This is a genomic window from Segatella baroniae DSM 16972 = JCM 13447 (genome assembly GCF_000426585.1).
GTDB lineage: Bacteria > Bacteroidota > Bacteroidia > Bacteroidales > Bacteroidaceae > Prevotella > Prevotella baroniae.
Genome location: NZ_AUFQ01000002.1, coordinates 311,298 through 330,356, shown reverse-complemented (window position 1 = coordinate 330,356; position 19,059 = coordinate 311,298). Strand labels below are relative to the sequence as shown.

The following is a 19,059-nucleotide window of genomic DNA, read 5'->3' as shown; positions in this document are numbered from 1 at the left end:
TCCGAGACTAGGACGTCGATAGGGCGCAGGTGTATAGACGGCGACGTCACAGCCGAGCGCTACTAATTGCCCGAAACTTTCCTTGCGCTCCATCCTTTTGGCTGTCGTGCGGTGATGGTCTTTCGTTCTTCCTTCCGTCCTTGCCTGTGTCCCGATGTCAAACCATAAAATCAGGTGGTTCTTGCGGCAGGGCCCCACCTCTTCCCATTCCGAACAGAGAAGTTAAGCCTGCCTGCGCCGATGGTACTGCAATGCAATGCGGGAGAGTAGGTCGCCGCCTTCTTTCAGAGCCGAGCCCCGGTCACTTCACAGTGGCCGGGGCTCTTTGCGTTTTTGGGGGGAGGAGAGGAGGGGGAGGAGAGGAGGGGGAAGAGAGGGAGAAGAAGGATGGAGAAGGAGGGGGAGGGGGACGGCCTCTTGCAGGTGGGGACGGGGGGAGGCGGGGACAGCCGCATTGCGGCTGTCTACACAGGACGGCATGGGGGTGGAGAGTGTTGAGGTTGTTGGTTGTGGGGGGATGGGAGATGGAGATTATGGGGGCGTTGGGTGGAATATAAGTGGATATGCTTGGATAATATTGGTGAAAGTCTTAACTTTGTAAGGGCTTGGAAGGCCTTGCATTGCTGCATGACTGTATTGCTGTATGACTCTGTATGACTGTATTGCTGCATGACTGTATGATTGCATTGCTGGATGACTGCATGGTTGGATGCGGGAGGGCTTTTCATGTTTGTTATTTATCAAGAACATGGTTTATGACTTATCAAGAATTGTATAGGAGGTTGACCCCCATGTATGAAGAGGGGGAGGCGAAAGCTGTCGTCAGGTTGTTGCTGGAAGATGGCTTTCGCCTTTCTTTTACGGATCTTGCTTGTGGCAAGCTGGCTTCCTTGGGCAAAGCGGAAACGGAAAGGCTTGAAGACTATATGGGACGGCTGCGCTTGGGCGAGCCGGTACAGTATGTTTTGGGAGAAGCCGGGTTTGCCGGGCGGATGTTTCTGGTGAGCCGTGACGTGCTGATACCACGGCCGGAGACGGCGGAATTGTGCCGGTTGCTGACCGACCGCTACAATCTTCCTTATTGCGCGCTGCAACCTCCCGAGCCATTGCGGGTGCTGGATGTCGGCACGGGGAGCGGTTGCATCGCCGTGACGCTGGCCCTCGACCTTTGGAACAGCGAGGTGTCGGCCTGGGACATCTCGGGCGACGCGCTGCTGGTGGCCCGCGAGAACGCAAGGCGGTTTGACGCCCGGGTCAATCTGGAGCTGCACGACGTGCTCCAACTCAGTCCCGACGAAGTACAGGCTGCCGCTTACGACATCATCGTTTCCAATCCACCCTACATCCGCCGGCAGGAGCGCAAGGACATGGAACGGCGTGTGCTGGACTTCGAACCCCATCAGGCACTTTTCGTCCCCGATGAAGAGCCGCTCCTTTTCTATCATGCCATCGCCCGCATGGCCTGCCACAGCCTGAAGAAAGACGGGCTGCTGGCCTTTGAAATCAACCCGCTTTTTGCCACGGAATTGCAGCATTGGCTGGAACAGGAAGGCTGGCAAAAAGTGGAAATCCACCTCGATACATACGGAAAACAGCGTTTTATCTTAGCCAACCACCATGATCGTTAAGAAAAAGACAACCAAAGAACAAGCCCTCGGCAAGTTGGCCGCCCTGTGTTCGCAGTCCGAGCACTGCACGGCCGATCTGCTGGAGAAGTTGCGCAAGTGGGAAATCGACGCGTCCGACCAGGCCGAAATCATCGCCTATCTGGTGAAAGAGCGCTATGTGGACGACGCCCGCTTCGCCCGTTTCTTCGTCAACGACAAGCTACGTTTTAACAAGTGGGGCCGCAGGAAGGTCGAGATGGCCCTCCGCCAGAAGCAAATCCCCCCGTCGGTCTCTGACGCCGTCTTTGCCGAAATCGACGACACGACCTACGAAGAGGTGCTCCTGCCCCTGCTGGAAGCCAAGTGGAAGACGACGACAGGCCGCAACGACTATGAGCGTTCGATGAAACTGATCCGCTTTGCCATGGGCCGAGGCTTCGACCTCGACATCATCCGCAAGTGCATAGACAAGATGACCGGCCCCGAGGCCGCCGAACTGTCCGATGATGACCCACTGGATTAGCCGCCTGACCGACCTCCTGGCCCCGCGACCCTGCGCCGTCTGCGGCCGTCGCCTCACGCCCGAGGAGTCCACTCTCTGCATGGACTGCCTGCTGCGGCTGCCGTTCACGAACTTCGAGCACACGCCGTTCGACAACGCGATGGCCCGCCTCTTCTGGGGACAGCTTCCGATGGAGAAAGCCGCCGCCCTTTTCTACCACACCCCCCATTCGCCTGCTGCGCAAGTCATCTACGACCTGAAGTACCACAGCCGTCCCCAGTACGGCCGTCAGCTGGGCGTGCTGACGGGCCGCCGCTTTCTGCCCACCGGTTTCTTCGACGGCATGGACGCCATCGTGGCCGTGCCGCTGGCCCCCGCCCGACAGCGCGAGCGCGGCTACAACCAGAGCGAGGCCATCGTCGAGGGCCTTTGCCGCGCCACGGGACTGCCGTCGTTGACCAGGGCCGTTGTCAGGACAGGCTTCACCGCCAGCCAGACGCAGCAGCAGAGCCGTCAGGAGCGGATGGAGAACGTGGAGGGCGCCTTCCGGTTGCGGCGTCCCGACCATGTCGCCGGCCGCCACCTGCTGCTCGTCGACGACGTGGTGACCACCGGCGCCACCATGCTGGCCGTGGGCAAAGCCTTGCAGAAGGCCGGCAACGTGAAGTTCAGCCTGTTGAGTCTGGGCTTCACCCAACCCTTGTAAAGCGATAAATAACTTTAAAAAGCGGCACTTTATTGAATTTGTCGCATAATTCGATTAACTTTGCAATACATATTATTTATTTAACCCATAGATATGATGGACAATTTGAAAAAGGATTTCGCTTCCAGATTGTTGAAAGTGAAAGCCATCAAACTTCAACCCAACAATCCTTTTACGTGGGCTTCCGGATGGAAATCGCCCTTTTATTGTGACAACCGCAAGACCCTTTCCTATCCCGAGCTGCGCGATTACGTGAAATTGGAGCTTGTACACGTCATCCTCGACAAGTTCCCCCAGGCCGAAGCCATCGCGGGCGTGGCCACCGGAGCCATCGCCCAGGGCGCGCTGGTGGCCGACGAGCTCAACCTTCCCTTCGTCTATGTGCGTTCCAAACCCAAAGACCACGGCCTTGAGAACCTCATCGAGGGCGAGCTGAAGCCCGGCATGAAGGTCGTAGTGGTGGAAGACCTTATATCGACAGGCGGCAGCAGCCTGAAAGCCGTCGAGGCCATCCGCAACAATGCATGCGACGTAATCGGCATGGTGGCCAGCTACACCTACGGATTCCCCGTGGCCAAGAAGGCCTTTGACGAGGCCCAGGTGAAGCTGGAGACGCTCACCGACTATGAACACGTGGTGGCCCAGGCGCTCGAAACGGGCTACATCTCAGAGGAAGACGTCACCGTCTTGCACGAATGGCGGAAGAATCCCGCCGGATGGAAGGCTTAGAGAGAGGGGGGAGCCCGCCCACACACACACTTAATACGCATCAATCATGTCCACTTTTGAAAGTACCATACGCCCCATCAGCCATCCGCAGCAGAACGTCTACGACATGCTGAGCGACCTCAGCAACATCGACCGTGTGAAGAGCCGGCTGCCCGAAGGCAAGGCCAAGGACCTCGTGTTCGACACCGACTCCATCTCCGTGGCCACGCCCATGGGGGCCATCAAGCTCCGCATCGTAGACCGCGACGAACCCAAATGTATCAAGTTCGAGACCGTACAGAGTCCGCTGCCCTTCCACTTCTGGATCCAGATACTGCCCGTGACCGACGCCACGAGCAAGATGAAACTCACCATCAAGGCCGACCTCAACCCCTTCATCAAGGGCATGGTGTCGAAACCCTTGCAGGAAGGTGTCGAGAAAATCGCCGACGCCTTGCAACTCATAGACTATGGGAAGTGAGGAATGTGAAATGTGAAGTGTGAAATGGGAAGTGGAAAGTGAGGAATGAGGAATGGGAAGTGAGGGATGGTAATGGACGATGAGAAACAAGGAAGAACGAACCTTGCTGAAAGCAGTCCTTTCCATTTTGAAAAACGTCCTTTCGCCTTCTCAAAAAGCCTTTTCTCTTTCTGAAAAAAAAACTTTCGATTTCAGACAACAGGCCCCTCGATTTCAGACAATAGGCCTTTCACTGCCTGACAATGCCCCCTTCACTTTCTGGCAACAGTCTTGTCACAGTCTGGCAACAAGCCCCCTCACTTTCTGACAATAGGCCTTTTACTTCAGGCAACAGTCTTGTCGCAGTCTGGCAACAGGCCTTTCACTTCTGGAAATCGCTCTTTCAATTTCTAACAACAGCCCTTTCACTTTCTGAAAACAGCCTTTTCGCCTTTCAAAAGCAGCCCTTTCGCAAACCAAAGGCACAACGATGGCAAACCAAAGGCGCAGCAATGCCAAACCGAAGGCGCGGAGATGGTCGATGAAAGCAGGGCGGGGGCGGAATGGGGTGGCCCCGGCAGGCTCTTCCGGCCTGTCCGATTCGTCCACCCCGACCCCCACAGCAAACGACAATAGAGACTTATGACAAAAAAACTCTGGGAAAAGAACTATGAGGTGAACCGTGAGATAGAGCGGTTCACCGTAGGCCGAGACCGAGAACTCGACCTCCTCCTGGCCAAGCACGACGTGCTCGGCTCCATGGCCCACATCACCATGCTCCACGCCGTGGGGCTGCTCGCCGCTGACGAGCTGGCCGCTCTGCTGGCTCAGCTCAAGGACATCCACGCCGTTTGCGAGCGGGGGGCGTTCGAAATCGAAGACGGCGTGGAGGACGTGCACTCGCAGGTGGAACTGCTGCTCACCCGCCGCCTCGGCGACATGGGCAAGAAGATACATTCCGGCCGCTCGCGCAACGACCAGGTGCTTCTCGACCTGAAGCTCTTCACCCGCCACGCCCTGCAAGAGGTCGTCGACGACGTGAGGAAGCTCTTCGACGTGCTCCTCGCCAGGAGCAACGAGCTGAAGGATGTGCTCATGCCCGGCTACACCCACCTGCAGATCGCCATGCCTTCGAGCTTCGGACTCTGGTTCGGGGCCTACGCCGAGAGCCTGGCCGACGACATGCTCTTCCTCCAGGCCGCCTACCGGATGACCAACCGCAACCCCCTTGGCTCAGCCGCGGGCTACGGCTCGTCGTTCCCTCTCGACCGGGCGATGACCACCCGCCTGCTCGGCTTCGACTCGATGGACTACAACGTGGTCTATGCGCAGATGGGTCGCGGCAAGATGGAACGCAACGTGGCCTTCGCCCTGGCCACCGTCGCCGCCACGCTGGCCAAGCTCGCCTTCGACGCCTGTCTCTTCAGCTCGCAGAACTTCGGCTTCGTCAGCCTGCCCAAGGAGTGCACCACCGGTTCGAGCATCATGCCCCACAAGAAGAACCCCGACGTCTTCGAACTCATCAGGGCCAAGAGCAACAAGCTCCAGGGGCTGCCCCAGCAGGTGACGCTCGTCATGAACAACCTGCCCAGCGGCTACTTCCGCGACCTCCAGGTCATCAAGGAGGTCTTTCTGCCGGCTTTCGGCGAACTGACCGACTGCCTGCGGATGGCCGCCTACATCACGGGCAGGATGGAAGTGGACCGCCACATCCTCGACAACCCTCTCTACGACCCCATCTTCTCGGTGGAGGAGGTGAACCGCCTGGCCGCCGCCGGCATGCCCTTCCGCGACGCCTACAGGCAGGTGGGGCTGGCGGTGGAGGCCGGCCGGTTCCACGCCGACCGCCACGTGGCCCACACCCACGAAGGAAGTATGGGCAACCTTTGCAACGACCGCATATCCGAGCTGATGGACGAGACGCTGCGCGGTTTCCATTTCGAACGAGCCAACCATGCCGAAGCTGCGCTGCTGGGCCGTTAGAATGGCATGGACGCTGCCGGTTCTCCTGGGTCTGACGGCCTGCGGAGGCGACCGGCTCTACAGCAACGACTATCGTTGCCAGTTCCAGTTCGACCTGTCCGTCCACAACAACACGCTCCTCAACCAGGTCGTCAACCCCCTCGTCCCGGGCACTTTCGTCCATGTCAGCCAGCGTTGGCAGGGCGGCGTCCGCCACATCGACCTGCGCCTGGCTTCCGGCACGGCCGAGAGCGTGGCCCTGACCACGGCCGAAGAGCGGCAGCGCGCCTGCATCCTGGGCGCGGACAACGGCATCGTGGTGGGGCAGAGCTACCACAACGGCCTGCTGGCCTACGACGCCCAATGCCCCAACTGCCTGGCCGAGAGCGGGCAGACGGGCCGCCCCCTCGCCTTCGCAGCCGCCGGTGCGCGGCTCGCCTGCCCGCGCTGCCGCCGCGCCTACAGCCTGCACGACCACGGAGCCGTTGTCGAAGGGCCCGCAGGCAAGAAGCTGATGGAGTATGTGGCCCAGTCTACAGGCCGCTTCCTGTTGGTGCACAATAAATATTAAAAATGTTAATAGCCTTTGGCCGTTCATGGATTAACAGCTATCTTTGCACAGAAAATTCATTTTTTAACAATTCGAAAGGCCGCAATGGTGGAATTGGTAGACACGAGGGACTTAAAATCCCTTGGCCAGTAATGGCTGTGCGGGTTCGAGTCCCGCTCGCGGCACGTATTACAAACCTCATTTTATGATCATGCGTAAGAATCTAATCCTTGTCTTTTCAGCATTCTCCTTCGTCCTTCTTTCCTCTTGTTCCAAGATGGGAGCGTTGTCGGCCGACAACTTCAACGTAGCGCCCAACCCGCTCGAAACCACGGGCGGCAAAGTGCCGGCCACCATCACCGGCCAGTTCCCCGAGAAGTATCTGAAGAAGAACGCCACGGTCACCGTCGTTCCCGAACTCCGCTATGCCGACGGACGCACCGCCCAAGGCACCGGTGCCACGTTCCAGGGCGAGAAGGTGATGGGCAACAACCAGACGATCTCCTATCGCCTGGGCGGTCGCTACACGATGAACACGTCGTTCGACTACGTGCCCGAGATGCAGAAGAGCGAAATGTACCTCACCTTCAAGGCCCGCGTGGACAAGAAGCAGGTGCAGATTCCGGCCGTCAAGGTGGCCGACGGCGTGCTCGCCACGTCGCAGCTCTACCGCCGCACCATGATGAACGGCGGCGCCTGTGTCGCCCCCGACTCCTTCCAGCGCGTCAACGCCAGGAAGCAGGAGGCCAACGTGCGCTTCCTCATCAACCAGGCCAACCTGCGCAAGAGCGAACTGAAGAACAACAGCGTGCAGGAGTTCGTCAGAATGCTGCGCGCCATCAACGCCGACCGTGAGCGGCTGGCCATCAAGAATGTCGAGGTGGCCGCCTATGCGTCGCCCGAAGGCGGTTTCAGCTTCAACGACAAGCTGGCCAACAAGCGCCAGGACGTCAGCGAAAGCTACGTGAAGGGACAGCTCAAGAGCACCAAGGTGGAGACCGACATCGACGCCCACTACACGGCGCAGGACTGGGACGGCTTCCAGCAGCTGGTGCAGGCCAGCAACATCCAGGACAAGGACGTCATCCTGCGCGTGCTCTCCATGTATAAAGACCCGCAGGAGCGCGAGCAGCAGATTCGCAACATGAGCGAAGGCTTCCGCGAACTGGCCGACCAGATTCTGCCCGAACTGCGCCGCGCACGCCTCATCATCAACTACGAGACCATCGGCCGCAGCGACGAACAGATCCAGGCGCAGTATGCCGCCGACCCGGCCAAGCTCGACATCGAGGAACTGCTCTACGCGGCTTCGCTCGAAAACGACGCAGCCAAGAAGGAAGCCATCTACAAGAAGACCGCCGAACTCTACGACAAGGACTATCGCGCCTACAACAACCTGGCTGCGCTGGCATTCGAGAAGGGCGATGACGCCACGGCCGAAAGCTATCTCGAGCGTGCGCTGCGCGTCGACGCCAAGGCCCAGGAGCCTTATGCCAACAAGGCCCTCATAAGTTTGCAGAAAGGCAAGCTGGAGGAGGCCGAAGGCCATCTGTCCAATGCCGTCAACGCCAACGGCTTCAACAAGGTGCTCGGCAACCTCGACATCGCGCGTGGCAACTACAGCCGTGCCGCCGACGAACTGAAGGACGAGGCTTGCAACAGCGCGGCCCTCGCCCAGTTGCTGGCCAAGGACTACGACGCCGCCAAGAAGACCTTGAAGAGCATTAAGAACCCCGACGCCATGACCAGTTACCTGCACGCCATCGTCAGCGCGCGCCAAGGCAACAGCTATGCCGCCGGCTCCTACCTGAAGGAAGCGTTGCAGAAAGACCCGTCGCTGGCAGGCTATGCCGACAAGGATCTGGAATTTGCCAAGATCAATAGATGAAACAAATAAGCTCAACGCTGCTTTTACTGCTCACCCTGGTTCTGGTTTCCTGTGGGACTGACGACCATCATTTCAAGATTGAAGGCCGGCTCATCAACCTGAACCAGGGTGAGTTCTATGTGTACAGCCCCGACGGCGGCCTGGCCGGTGTCGACACCATCAAGGTGGACGGCGGCCGCTTCGTCTACGACATGCCCTGCGAGCAGCCGTGCGTGCTGGTCGTCGTCTTCCCCAACTTCTCCCGGCAGCCCGTCTTCGCGGCTCCGGGCAAGCAGGTAGACCTCAGGGGCGACGCCTCCCACCTGAAGGAGTTGGAGGTGAAGGGCACCAAGGACAACGAACTGATGACGCAGTTCCGCCGGCAAGTGGCCGACGCGTCGCCGCCCGAGATGAAGAAGTATGCTGAAACATTCGTCGAAGACCATCCCGAGTCGGCCGTGTCGCCCTATCTCGTCGACCTGTATTTCATGCAGACGCCCCGTCCCGACTATGCCAAGGCCTTGCGGCTGCTGACGCTCATGGCCCCCGAGCAGCCCCGCAACGGCTATCTCAACCGCCTGCTGCCCGCCGCCCGACAGATGAAGGACGTCACGCTTGCGGGTCGTCTCAAGGATTTCCAGGCCACGGACATGAACGGCCGCCCCGTGTCGGCCGCCGACCTGAAGGCCGCCCCCATGGCCGTCGTCAACGTGTGGGCCTCGTGGAGCTATGAGAGCATGGACATCCAGCGGCGGCTCAAGGCCTTGCAGCGCAAGAACGGCCACCGCCTGAAGCTGCTGAGTATCAACGTCGACGCGTCGCCCCAGGAATGCCGCAACGCCATGAAGAACGATTCCATCTCGTGGCCCACCGTCTGCGACGGCCGCATGTTCGACGGCAAGCTCATCCGACGGCTCGGTCTGACCTCCATCCCCGACAACATTATCCTGAAGAACGGCAATGTCGTCGCCCGCGGGCGCTCGGCGCAGGAGATAGAGCAGGCGTTGACCCTCCCCGACTCTCCCAAATGAAGGGTGGACTGACCGCTCGCAAAGGGCCATGCGCCCATCTCCATTTGTCGATAATACTTTCTACACCCATTCCCATGCGTCGACCAGGCCCCTTGTGCCTGTTGATTCCCCCTCCCTTTGGGAGGGCCGGGGTGGGTCCAACCTTTTAATGCCATGCTTGTCAAAACCTACTGTGCGGCCGTCAACGGCCTGGAAGTCACCACCATCACGATAGAGGTCAGCCTCAATCCCGGTGTTATGTATCATCTCACGGGGTTGGGCGACGAGGCCGTGCGCGAGGGCCGCGACCGCATTGCCGCCGCCCTGCTGTACAACGGTTTCAAGTTTCCGAAGGCCGACATCACCGTCAACATGGCCCCCGCCGACCTCCGCAAGGAAGGCAGTAGCTTCGACCTGCCGCTGGCCATCGCCATCCTGGCCGCCAACGGCACCATCGTAGCCGAGGAACTCGGGCGCTACATGTTGGTGGGGGAACTGGGACTCGACGGGCGTTTGCAGCCCGTTCGCGGAGCGTTGCCCATCGCCATCAGGGCACGCGCCGAACATTTCAAGGGGCTCATCGTGCCGAAGCAGAACGTGAACGAGGCGGCTGTCGTCAACAACCTCGACGTCTACGGCATGGAGTCCATCGTCGAGGTGATTCAGTTCCTGACCGGCGCGAAGTCGTTTGCGCCCACCGTCATCGACACCCGACGTGTGTTCTATGAAAAACAATATGCCTTCGACCTCGACTTTGCAGACGTTCGTGGACAGGAAAACGTGAAGCGGGCCATGGAAGTGGCCGCCGCCGGGGGCCACAATCTCATCATGGTGGGCCCGCCGGGCTCTGGCAAGAGTATGATGGCCAAGCGGTTGCCGAGCATTCTGCCGCCGCTGTCGCTCTCGGAGAGCCTGGAGACGACCCAGATTCACAGCATTGCCGGCAAGACCGGCAAGGACACGTCGCTCATCAGCCGGCGGCCGTTCCGTGCGCCCCATCACACCATTTCGGAAGTGGCCCTCGTGGGCGGCGGCAATAGCCCGCAGCCGGGCGAGATTTCGCTGGCCCACAACGGCGTGCTCTTCTGCGACGAGCTGCCCGAGTTCAACAAGCACACGCTCGAAGTGCTGCGCCAGCCCCTCGAAGACCGCCACATCGCCATCTCGCGTTCCAAGTATCACGTCGACTTCCCTTGCGGTTTCATGTTCGTGGCCAGCATGAACCCCTGTCCCTGCGGCTACTATGGCGACCCCACGCACCACTGCGTCTGCACGCCCGGCCAGATACACCGCTACATGAACAAGATCAGCGGTCCGCTGCTCGACCGCATCGACATCCAGGTGGAGATCATCCCCGTGCCCTTCAAGGAAATTTCGAAGGCCGACCCGGGCGAGCCCAGCGCGGCCATCCGTGAGCGTGTGATTCGTGCCCGTGCCGTCCAGACCGAACGTTTCAAGGCCGTGAAGGGCGTACACTGCAACGCCCAGATGACCGAGCGCATGATTCATCAGTATGCCGAGCCCGACCAGGACGGCATCGACCTGCTGCGCCTGGCCATGGAACGCCTTTCGCTCTCGGCCCGTGCCTATAGCCGCATCCTGAAAGTGGCCCGCACCATCGCCGACCTGGCCGGCAACGACCGCGTGACGACCACCCATCTGGCCGAAGCCATCAACTACCGCCGCCTCGACCGTGGCGACTGGGCGGAAAGATAGTCTGTTCTGAAAGGAAAAGCGGCAGATGTTTCTACCTACCGCCATTTGTTGTTTTTGGCTCTTCCAATATTTATCTGCCATAGGTTTCAGCCTTTCATCAATGACTTGCATGACTGTACCGAAGTCAAGAGATTCTTTCCACTGAATCTTTTTGAGAAACAGCTTCCATTGGGTTTGTCGGTTGTTGTCATTTACAAACTCGTCTGTAAATAAGTTCAAATGTTCTACGGATTATTTAATGATTATCCGTAGAACAATACCGGACTACAATGGAATACTGTGATAGAGATACGAATTTACACAACGTTAAGCTATACCTAATTATATATATGCGGAGCTTCGGATGAGAAGCACGGGCTGCGCGTATATTAGGTCTTGAAGTCGTCGTTTTTGGCGTATGAAAGTCTGTTTGGGGCACTCATGCGTCGCTTGGAAATAGGCATTTTGTGGTATAATTCGCCTGATAGGCGGCCTTTTAGATATATTTAACGAATAAAAAGATACTGTATCAGTTACAACACATTACCTTTACAGCGCTCAAAATTTGCCTTAATATATATAATTAAAAACCAAACAATGTAAAAATGAAAAAGTCCAAGTTAACTTATTTGGAACGCTTCCAGTCTTGGCATTGTCCATTGCCGGCCAATACGAAGGTGTTGGCGCTTGCGTTCGGATTTTTAGTAAGTGGTTCTGTCTGCGTGTCTGCGTCAGCAGCAGTTTCCCCTGAAAGCAATGTTGCACAACAAAAGTCGACCGCAATCAGAGGAGTTGTTACCGACGCCAGTGGAGAGCCGCTTGTCGGCGTGACCGTCGCCGCTGTCGGAACCAAGAAGGCAACTGTCACAGACGTCAATGGAAAGTTCTCCATCGACGTAGCGGCTGGTTCAAAGCTCAAAATCTCGTACATCGGATATACCGCCCAGGAAGTAGCCGCTTCAAGTCGGGGAGAGATGAACATCGTCTTGAAGGAAGACAGCAAGAGTATCGATGAGGTTGTGGTGACCGCCCTCGGTATCAGACGTGAGAAGAAAGCATTGGGTTATGCCATTCAGGAGGTGAAAGGCGACCAGCTGGTGGCTGCCCGAGAAAACAACTTGGCCAACGCGCTGACGGGTCAGGTTTCCGGTTTGCAGATCATCCGCTCAAGCAACGGCCCTGCCGGATCGTCGAAGATTCAGTTGCGTGGTAGCAGCTCCGTGACGGGTACGAACCAACCGCTGATTGTTGTCGACGGAGTGCCGTTGGACAACTTCACCGGAACGGGCAACAACGACTTCTGGAATCCAGGAACCGACATGGGTAACGGTCTGGCGGATATCAATTCGGAGGACATTGCGTCGCTCTCCGTGTTGAAAGGCGCGTCGGCCGCGGCTCTCTATGGCTCGCGTGCGGGCAACGGCGTCATCCTGATTACAACCAAGAAGGGGTCCAAGTCGAAAGGACTCGGTATCACCATCTCCTCTTCCCTGTCCATCGAAGGACTCTTCCTCACCCCTGACCGTCAGACGACTTTCGGACAGGGTAGCGAAGGTATCCACAACCCTACGTCGGGAAGCAACTGGGGACCGGAGATTGCCGGACAGAAATATACCGACTGGGCTGGCAAGGAACAGAACATGCAGTACTTCGACAACGTGAAGAACTTCTTCAAGACGGGTGTCAACTTGGTTGAGAGCGCAGCTTTCTCGCAGCAATTCAACAAGACGTCAGTCTATGTTTCAGGTACGCGCATGGACGACGGCAGCAAGATTCCTGGAGCGAAATACAACCGCACCAACTTGATGTCGCGCATCTTCACCAACTTCGGCAACGACGACCGGTGGAGCCTTGACGCCAAGATACAGTACATCCGTTCCTACGCCAAGAACCGTCCTATATCGGGTGCCAATGTCAACAACTATTTCTACAACATGTTCGCCATGCCCATTTCGTTGGACATCAGACAGTTCAAACAAGCTGTCAATCCTGAGAACGGAAACATGTACTGGTGGGAGAAAGGTAACGGTCAGAACCCCTATTGGTCAAAAGACTACAACACGAACGAAGACACCCGCAACCGTTTCTTGCTGAACTTCGCTCTGAAATACCAGTTCACCGACTGGCTGAGCGCAGAGGCGAAAGCCGGAAGCGACATGTATTTCACCGAAAGCGAGACCAAGCTGTATGCCGGAAGTCCTTCGTCCAAGACAGGCAAGTACTCGTTCGGCGAGCAAAAGTTCTACGAGAACAACTTCAGCCTGTTGCTCACCGCGCAGAAAGACAACGTAATCGGCAAGTTCGGTGGTGTAGTCACATTGGGTGGCAACCTGATGGAACGCAAGAGCACGGGCCTCTCCAACTCGCTCAAAGAGCTCATCGCGCCAAACCTGTTCTGGTTGAAAAATGGCAAGAACTCTGACCTTACGGTAAGTCCTTCGTACAGCCATCGCAAGACCAACTCCGTTTACGGTTCGTTGAGCGTCAACTATGACGGCTGGGCTTTTCTCGAAGGAACCTTCCGCAACGACTGGTCTTCCACATTGAGCAAGGACAACCGCTCTTATTTCTATCCGTCTGTCAGTGCTTCATGGGTGGTCAGCGACATGTTGAACAAGATGGACAACCCGCTTCCCAAGTGGTTCAGCTACGCGAAGGCGCGCGTTTCGTTCGCGCAGGTGGGTAACGACCTTGACCCCTATCAACTCTACAACACTTATTCCATTGGCAGCATACCGTATACAGAAGGTGTCGGAGCCTCAATGGGTTCCACGCTGTATGACAGCAACGTGCGCAGCGAGTTGATTTCTTCATGGGAGGCCGGTTTGGAAATCCGTTTCTTGAACAATCGTTTGGGACTTGACGTGGCTTGGTACAAATCCAACGCACGCCGCCAGTTGCTGAACCTGCCGATGAACTCCTTGTCCGGTTACGAGCAGAGGAAAATCAATGCGGGTGACATCCAGAACTCAGGTTTTGAAATCATGCTCAACGCCAACCCTGTATTGACAAGAGACTTCCGTTGGGACACCCAGGTGAACTTCTCGAACAACAAGAACAAGATCATCAAGTTCACCGATGGTATCGAAGAGTACATCCTCGGTGGCTATGACAATATGAAAATCATTGCCAAGGCTGGTGGAAACTATGGTGAAATCTGGGGAACCACATACCTCCGCGTCACCGACGAGAAGAGTCCAGACTATGGCAAGCTGCTGCTCAACGCAAACGGTCTTCCACAGGCCGACCCGAAAGTCAAGAAGATTGGCGACCAGCAGGCCGACTGTCTCTTGGGATGGACCAACACTTTCACCTACAAGAACTTCGCGTTGAGCTTCATGATCGACGGTCGGTTCGGCGGTCACATCTTCTCCGGTTCCAACATGTTGCTCCAGAAAAATGGTGTCGCTGCCGTCACCGCTCCCGGCGGCAAGCGCGAGAAGCTGGTTGTGGACGGCGTGATAGCTGACGGAAAGGGTGGTTATACCGCAAACACGAAGGAAATCACGCAGCAGCAATATTGGGCGGCCGTAACCGGTGCCGGAAACCTGGGTATCGGCGAAGCCAACCTCTATTCCGCAACGAACGTGCGCCTGCGCAACGTTTCGCTGTCATACAGCTTCAAACCAAAGAACATGTTGTTGCAACAAGTCAAGCTTGGTGTTTCCTGCAACAACGTATTGATGTTGAAGAGCCATCTGCACGGTGTCGACCCGGAATCGGTCTTTGCGACCAACACGAACGCAACGGGCTTCGAATATGCGGCTCCTCCCACGTCACGCACGTTCATCTTCAATGTTTCACTTGGTTTCTAAAAACTTAATATAAAGAACAATATGAAAGCAACATATAAAATTTTGTCAATGGCAGCATTGGCTGTCGCCATGTTAGGCTCTTGTTCCGATTTCGAAGAAATCAACGTCGACCCGTCGGCTGCTGGCGACGACGCCGTGCATCCCGACTATTCATTGAACAAGTCTTTCTATGAGGCACAGATGGACCCGGACATCGCCGAGCGTGTGTTCGTCTACAACTGGGCTTCCATCGCCCGTGTCGTGGGCGAAAACACCATGGGTGCCACCGCAAGATACAACGATCAATTCAACGACCGTTTGTACACCTATTCTTCAAACTGGATTAAAAGCGCGACTGCGGCCATCGAGCTGGCGGACAAGAACAAGGGCTCGAACGACCACGAAATAGGATTCTATAAGAACGTAAAGCAGATAGCACGTATATGGCGTGTCATGCTGATTGCCGATTTCGTAAACTCCTTCGGTCCTTATCCTCTCAATGCTTTCTCCGGCGTGGCTCCCAAATTCAATTCGGAGAAAGAGGTCTTCGACTTCTTCTTCACCGAACTGAAAGAAGCAAGTAGTTCGCTTGATTTGAAGGTAACCCCGACAGACGCAGAAGCTAAGGGCGACCCTGCCTTCAAATACAACGCCACACAATGGCAGAAACTCGCCAACAGCCTGCGCCTGCGCTATGCGCTCCAGTTGACGGAAGTGGACAACGCGAAAGCCAAGAGCGAGTTTGAAGAGGCTGCAAAGCTGCCGCTCCTGACCGAAGCCGGCGACCTGTTCGGTTTTCAAGAGAATGGCGGATGGTCTGCCTATGAAGGGGTGATGAACCGCGGATGGAGCGACCACTGCATCTCGTCAACCATGTGCAACCTTTTGGCCGGTTTGGGAGATGTTCCCGTGAAAACGATTCGTCCCGACTTGGAAAAGCACACCAAGCCAATGACCTATGTGGGCGAAAAATATGAGAAGCATTTTCCGGCCCTGACCGACAATCCGACCAAGCAGTTGTGGATGGACGGCATTCCCGAATATCTCGACCCGCGCGCTTTGGTGGTGTGGTGTCTTACCAATGATACAACCGCAACCAACTGGCCTGACCAGGCAGCACAAGGGAAAAAGAACCATGCGAAATATGGTATGATTGACCCCACAGACAAGGATAAGAAAAAGATTCTGGTGAAGGTTGACGCAGCCTTTACGTGGAACGGCTACCCTGCCGGCTCACGCAGTGCGTGGAATCCTGAAACATTTGCGTTCAACCAGGTGTTGAACAACGCGTGGGACACGACGCCCATGCTCAGCAAGGAATACCGCAACAACAGCAAGAAGCGCATTTGGATGGCTCCTTGGGAGACCTGCTTCCTGCTGGCCGAAGGTGCAGTTTACGGTTGGACGACCCCGATGACGGCCAAAGCGGCATACGAAAAGGGTGTGAAAGTCAACTTTACCTATTACGGCCTTGACAAATATGCCGACAAATACCTTGCTTCCACCAACTACAACAGAGTAGGCACATCGGTCAACTTCGACCATACGACGGAGCCGACAGACTTTGAAGCTGACTATAAAGACGGCTATACCAAAGAAGCCAAGAAGATGACTTACCACTATCCTGACGCAAGCAAGATTCTGTACAAGGGTCATAAGCTCAACGACAAGCTCACCAAGATCATCACGCAGAAGTATATCGCCAATACGCCTTATGGTGTGGTTCAAAGTTGGAACGACCGTCGTCGCCTGGGATTGCCGTTCTTTGAAGTGCCTGGAAACGAAACGACCCAAACCGGTTCTGATTTCGACGGCCTCTTCGCGCCTGACAGCTACAAGAATGGACAGAAATGGTATCACTTCACACAGCGCATGAGATACCCCTCTGTATTTGAAAACTCTGACAAAGAACAATATCAGAATGCTCTGAAGTTGTTGGGAGCAGAGCAAAATACCATGATGACTCCATTGTGGTGGGCCATCAAGAAATAATGTGGAGGGATAAAAGGCACACTTGCCTGCCCACGCATTAGACTATAGGAAGAGGATGTGCTTGTTTGGGCACATCCTCTCATTCTTTTTTCATTTCATTCCACAACAAATCCTCAATCATCATGATGAAATTTCTCTCCCGCATCTTGCTTGCCTGTCTGCTGTTGCCGGCCTTCGGTGCCGTGACGGCTCAGCCCAAGCAGAAAATTGTGGTAGCCTACGTGTGCTCATGGACCGACCTGCGCCTGCCCGACCCGTCGCTCATGACCAATATCAACTATGCTTTCGGTCATGTAAACAAGACCTTCGACGGCTGCGATGTGCAGAATCCGGAGTTCCTGAAGAAAGTGGTGGGCTTGAAAAAGCTGAAGCCCGGTCTGAAAATTCAGCTATCGGTAGGCGGTTGGTCCAGTGGTAACTTCTCCGAAATGGCCGCCAATGCCAAATGCCGCATGGCCTTTGCGCGCGACTGCGGACGCATCGTCAAGGAGTATGGACTCGACGGTATCGACATCGATTGGGAATATCCCACGAGCAGCGAGGCCGGAATCTCCTCGTCGCCCGACGACACCAAGAACTTCACTCTCTTGATGCGCGACCTGCGTAAGGTGCTGGGCAAGGACAAACTCCTCACCTGTGCCACCATCGCCGATGGCAAGTATGTCGATTTCCCGGCCTGTATCAAGTACATGGACTTTGTCAACATCATGGCTTACGACGTGGCCAATCCGCCCCAACATCACACAACGCTCTTCCGCTCGCCCCTCTCGGGTCGCATCACCGTTAGCGAAGCCGTTGAGGCTCACATCCGTAATGGCGTGCCCAAGGAGAAACTCTGCCTCGGCATGCCGCTCTACGGACGTGGCGATCACGGCAATGCCATCCTCGACAAGTACATGAAGACGGGCTACACGGCTGGCCTCTACCAAGAACATTGGGACGCTGTCGGCCAGGTGCCTTACCTCACCGACTGGTCGGGCCAGCTCGTATGGGGCGCCGAGAATCCCCGTTCCATCGCCGCCAAGTGCCAGTACATCATCGATCGGGGCCTGCTGGGCGGCATGTATTGGGAGACGACCGAAGACAACGCGCAGCTCGACCTGATGCGCACCATCCACCTTTCGCTCATGCGGAACGGCCGTGCGACGGTGCCGCAGAAACGCGTGTTGCTGCTCACGGCTGGCGACGACCCGGCCGCGCTCGACGCCTTGAACCGCATGGGTGCCTCCAACGGCTTCGAGGTTGAGGCTTTCCGCAAGGGCGACGCCTACACGCCCCGCCTCTTCGACCGCTATCATCTCGTCTATGACGCCGGCCTGCAGCCCGACGAGTGGCCGGCCGAGGCCCGTGCCGACTTCGAGAAATACATCGACCAGGCCCGTGGCAGCTACCTGGCTCTCCATGCCGACACGGCGACCACCTGGAAGTGGTACACCGACTTCTATCGCCACAACTACGACAAGCATGTCCGCACCGTCCTTTACAAGCGCGACGCGCCCCTCGGCTACATGCCTCGCGCCGTCAGCGACGTGGCTGCCACGGAGCAGGCCGTCAAGTGGTTGCTGCACCAGTAGCGCCCATCGTCAATCTTGACAAGAGGCTCGGCTGAAAGAATCACTCCGAAAGAACGACTATGATAGCTCTTCATCGTTCTTTCTGAGTGATTTGCCTTTCGCTTTTCCATGCGATTGTTCTGTCCTTTTTTGTTTTTTATCCCTTCAACTCAAATTGATTGTTGGGATTTGAAGCGCAAGCCTTCATGCCAAAGCGACCAGTTGTTGGGGATTGAGAGTGTAAAGTGAACCGTGTCAGGTCGGTTCACTTTACACTCTCTGTTTTTCGAGCAGCAAGGACAAAGACATAGGGGCCGCAGGCGGCCAAGAAAGACATGGGAGTTTCTCTTCTGACCTCTCGAAGAATTTCAATATAAGACAGAGGAAGCCAACAGCAGTACAATCACAACTGAAAAACCCACCCCGACCCTCCCAAAGGAGGGAGAATCAACGAATGAATGATGATGGAAGCCAACAACACACTCTCGAAAATCGAAAATCGTGGCTCGGAAGATGTCACGTCAAAACAGACGTTGAATGCGCGGCGGGAGAAATCGTCAAAGCAAGACAGATGTTAAATGCTCAACTTGAGCAAACGTCAAAGCAAGACAGATGTTAAATGCTCAACTTGAGCAAACGTCAAAGCAAGACAG

14 protein-coding genes, 1 tRNA gene and 1 rRNA gene are annotated in these 19,059 nt (G+C 56.4%); all 16 read left to right on the top strand.

The annotated features are described in order from the left end of the window. The first annotated feature begins 170 nt into the window (after positions 1-170). The 16 genes from rrf to K334_RS13410 all read left to right on the top strand — a co-directional run bounded on the left by rrf (position 171) and on the right by K334_RS13410 (position 18,427). Positions 171-283: ribosomal RNA gene (gene rrf, locus K334_RS0103055) — 5S ribosomal RNA — on the top strand. A 472-nt stretch (positions 284-755) separates the two neighbouring features. After that, on the top strand, positions 756-1,628 hold the full coding sequence (gene prmC, locus K334_RS0103045) for a peptide chain release factor N(5)-glutamine methyltransferase (RefSeq protein WP_025882346.1): 873 nt from the start codon (positions 756-758) through the stop codon (positions 1,626-1,628). Beyond that, complete coding sequence (locus K334_RS0103040; RefSeq protein WP_021590299.1) at positions 1,618-2,130, top strand: regulatory protein RecX; 513 nt, start codon at positions 1,618-1,620, stop codon at positions 2,128-2,130. The genes prmC and K334_RS0103040 overlap by 11 nt, the downstream gene beginning before the upstream one ends. Next, positions 2,111-2,815 carry a ComF family protein gene (locus tag K334_RS0103035; RefSeq protein ID WP_051218639.1) on the top strand — a complete coding sequence of 235 codons (705 nt, stop codon included), beginning with the start codon at positions 2,111-2,113 and terminating at the stop codon, positions 2,813-2,815. The genes K334_RS0103040 and K334_RS0103035 overlap by 20 nt, the downstream gene beginning before the upstream one ends. A 96-nt stretch (positions 2,816-2,911) precedes the next feature. Continuing rightward, positions 2,912-3,544: an orotate phosphoribosyltransferase gene (gene pyrE / locus K334_RS0103030; RefSeq protein WP_025882348.1), complete on the top strand. Its 633-nt coding sequence runs from the start codon at positions 2,912-2,914 to the stop codon at positions 3,542-3,544. A gap of 46 nt (positions 3,545-3,590) precedes the next feature. Beyond that, entirely contained in the window at positions 3,591-4,004 is a 414-nt protein-coding gene (locus K334_RS0103025) for an SRPBCC family protein (protein ID WP_025882349.1), read from the top strand. Between the two features lie 79 nt (positions 4,005-4,083). Beyond that, positions 4,084-4,311, top strand: coding sequence for a hypothetical protein (locus tag K334_RS14720; protein WP_154655534.1), 228 nt, complete (start codon positions 4,084-4,086; stop codon positions 4,309-4,311). A gap of 314 nt (positions 4,312-4,625) precedes the next feature. Further along, a complete protein-coding gene (gene argH, locus K334_RS0103015; protein WP_025882351.1) occupies positions 4,626-5,966 on the top strand; it encodes an argininosuccinate lyase in 1,341 nt (446 codons plus the stop codon). Next, positions 5,938-6,516, top strand: a complete 579-nt coding sequence (locus K334_RS0103010; protein ID WP_027444492.1) for a hypothetical protein — start codon at positions 5,938-5,940, stop codon at positions 6,514-6,516. Before argH ends, K334_RS0103010 begins: the two co-directional genes overlap by 29 nt. Before the next feature lie 78 nt (positions 6,517-6,594). After that, positions 6,595-6,680 (top strand) — tRNA-Leu (locus K334_RS0103005). A gap of 26 nt (positions 6,681-6,706) precedes the next feature. Then, a complete protein-coding gene (locus K334_RS0103000; RefSeq protein WP_027444491.1) occupies positions 6,707-8,383 on the top strand; it encodes a tetratricopeptide repeat protein in 1,677 nt (558 codons plus the stop codon). Next, positions 8,380-9,393, top strand: coding sequence for a TlpA disulfide reductase family protein (locus tag K334_RS0102995; RefSeq protein ID WP_025882172.1), 1,014 nt, complete (start codon positions 8,380-8,382; stop codon positions 9,391-9,393). The genes K334_RS0103000 and K334_RS0102995 overlap by 4 nt, the downstream gene beginning before the upstream one ends. Positions 9,394-9,546: 153 nt before the next feature. Continuing rightward, positions 9,547-11,088, top strand: coding sequence for a YifB family Mg chelatase-like AAA ATPase (locus K334_RS0102990; protein ID WP_021590333.1), 1,542 nt, complete (start codon positions 9,547-9,549; stop codon positions 11,086-11,088). A gap of 584 nt (positions 11,089-11,672) precedes the next feature. After that, the gene (locus K334_RS0102985) at positions 11,673-14,882 is read left to right on the top strand and encodes a SusC/RagA family TonB-linked outer membrane protein (protein ID WP_081658014.1); all 3,210 of its coding nucleotides are present in this window, start codon (positions 11,673-11,675) and stop codon (positions 14,880-14,882) included. Between the two features lie 48 nt (positions 14,883-14,930). Then, the gene (locus K334_RS0102980; protein WP_027444489.1) at positions 14,931-16,853 is read left to right on the top strand and encodes a SusD/RagB family nutrient-binding outer membrane lipoprotein; all 1,923 of its coding nucleotides are present in this window, start codon (positions 14,931-14,933) and stop codon (positions 16,851-16,853) included. 122 nt (positions 16,854-16,975) lie between these two features. Further along, on the top strand, positions 16,976-18,427 hold the full coding sequence (locus K334_RS13410) for a glycosyl hydrolase family 18 protein (protein WP_025882169.1): 1,452 nt from the start codon (positions 16,976-16,978) through the stop codon (positions 18,425-18,427). Positions 18,428-19,059: the final 632 nt, after the last annotated feature.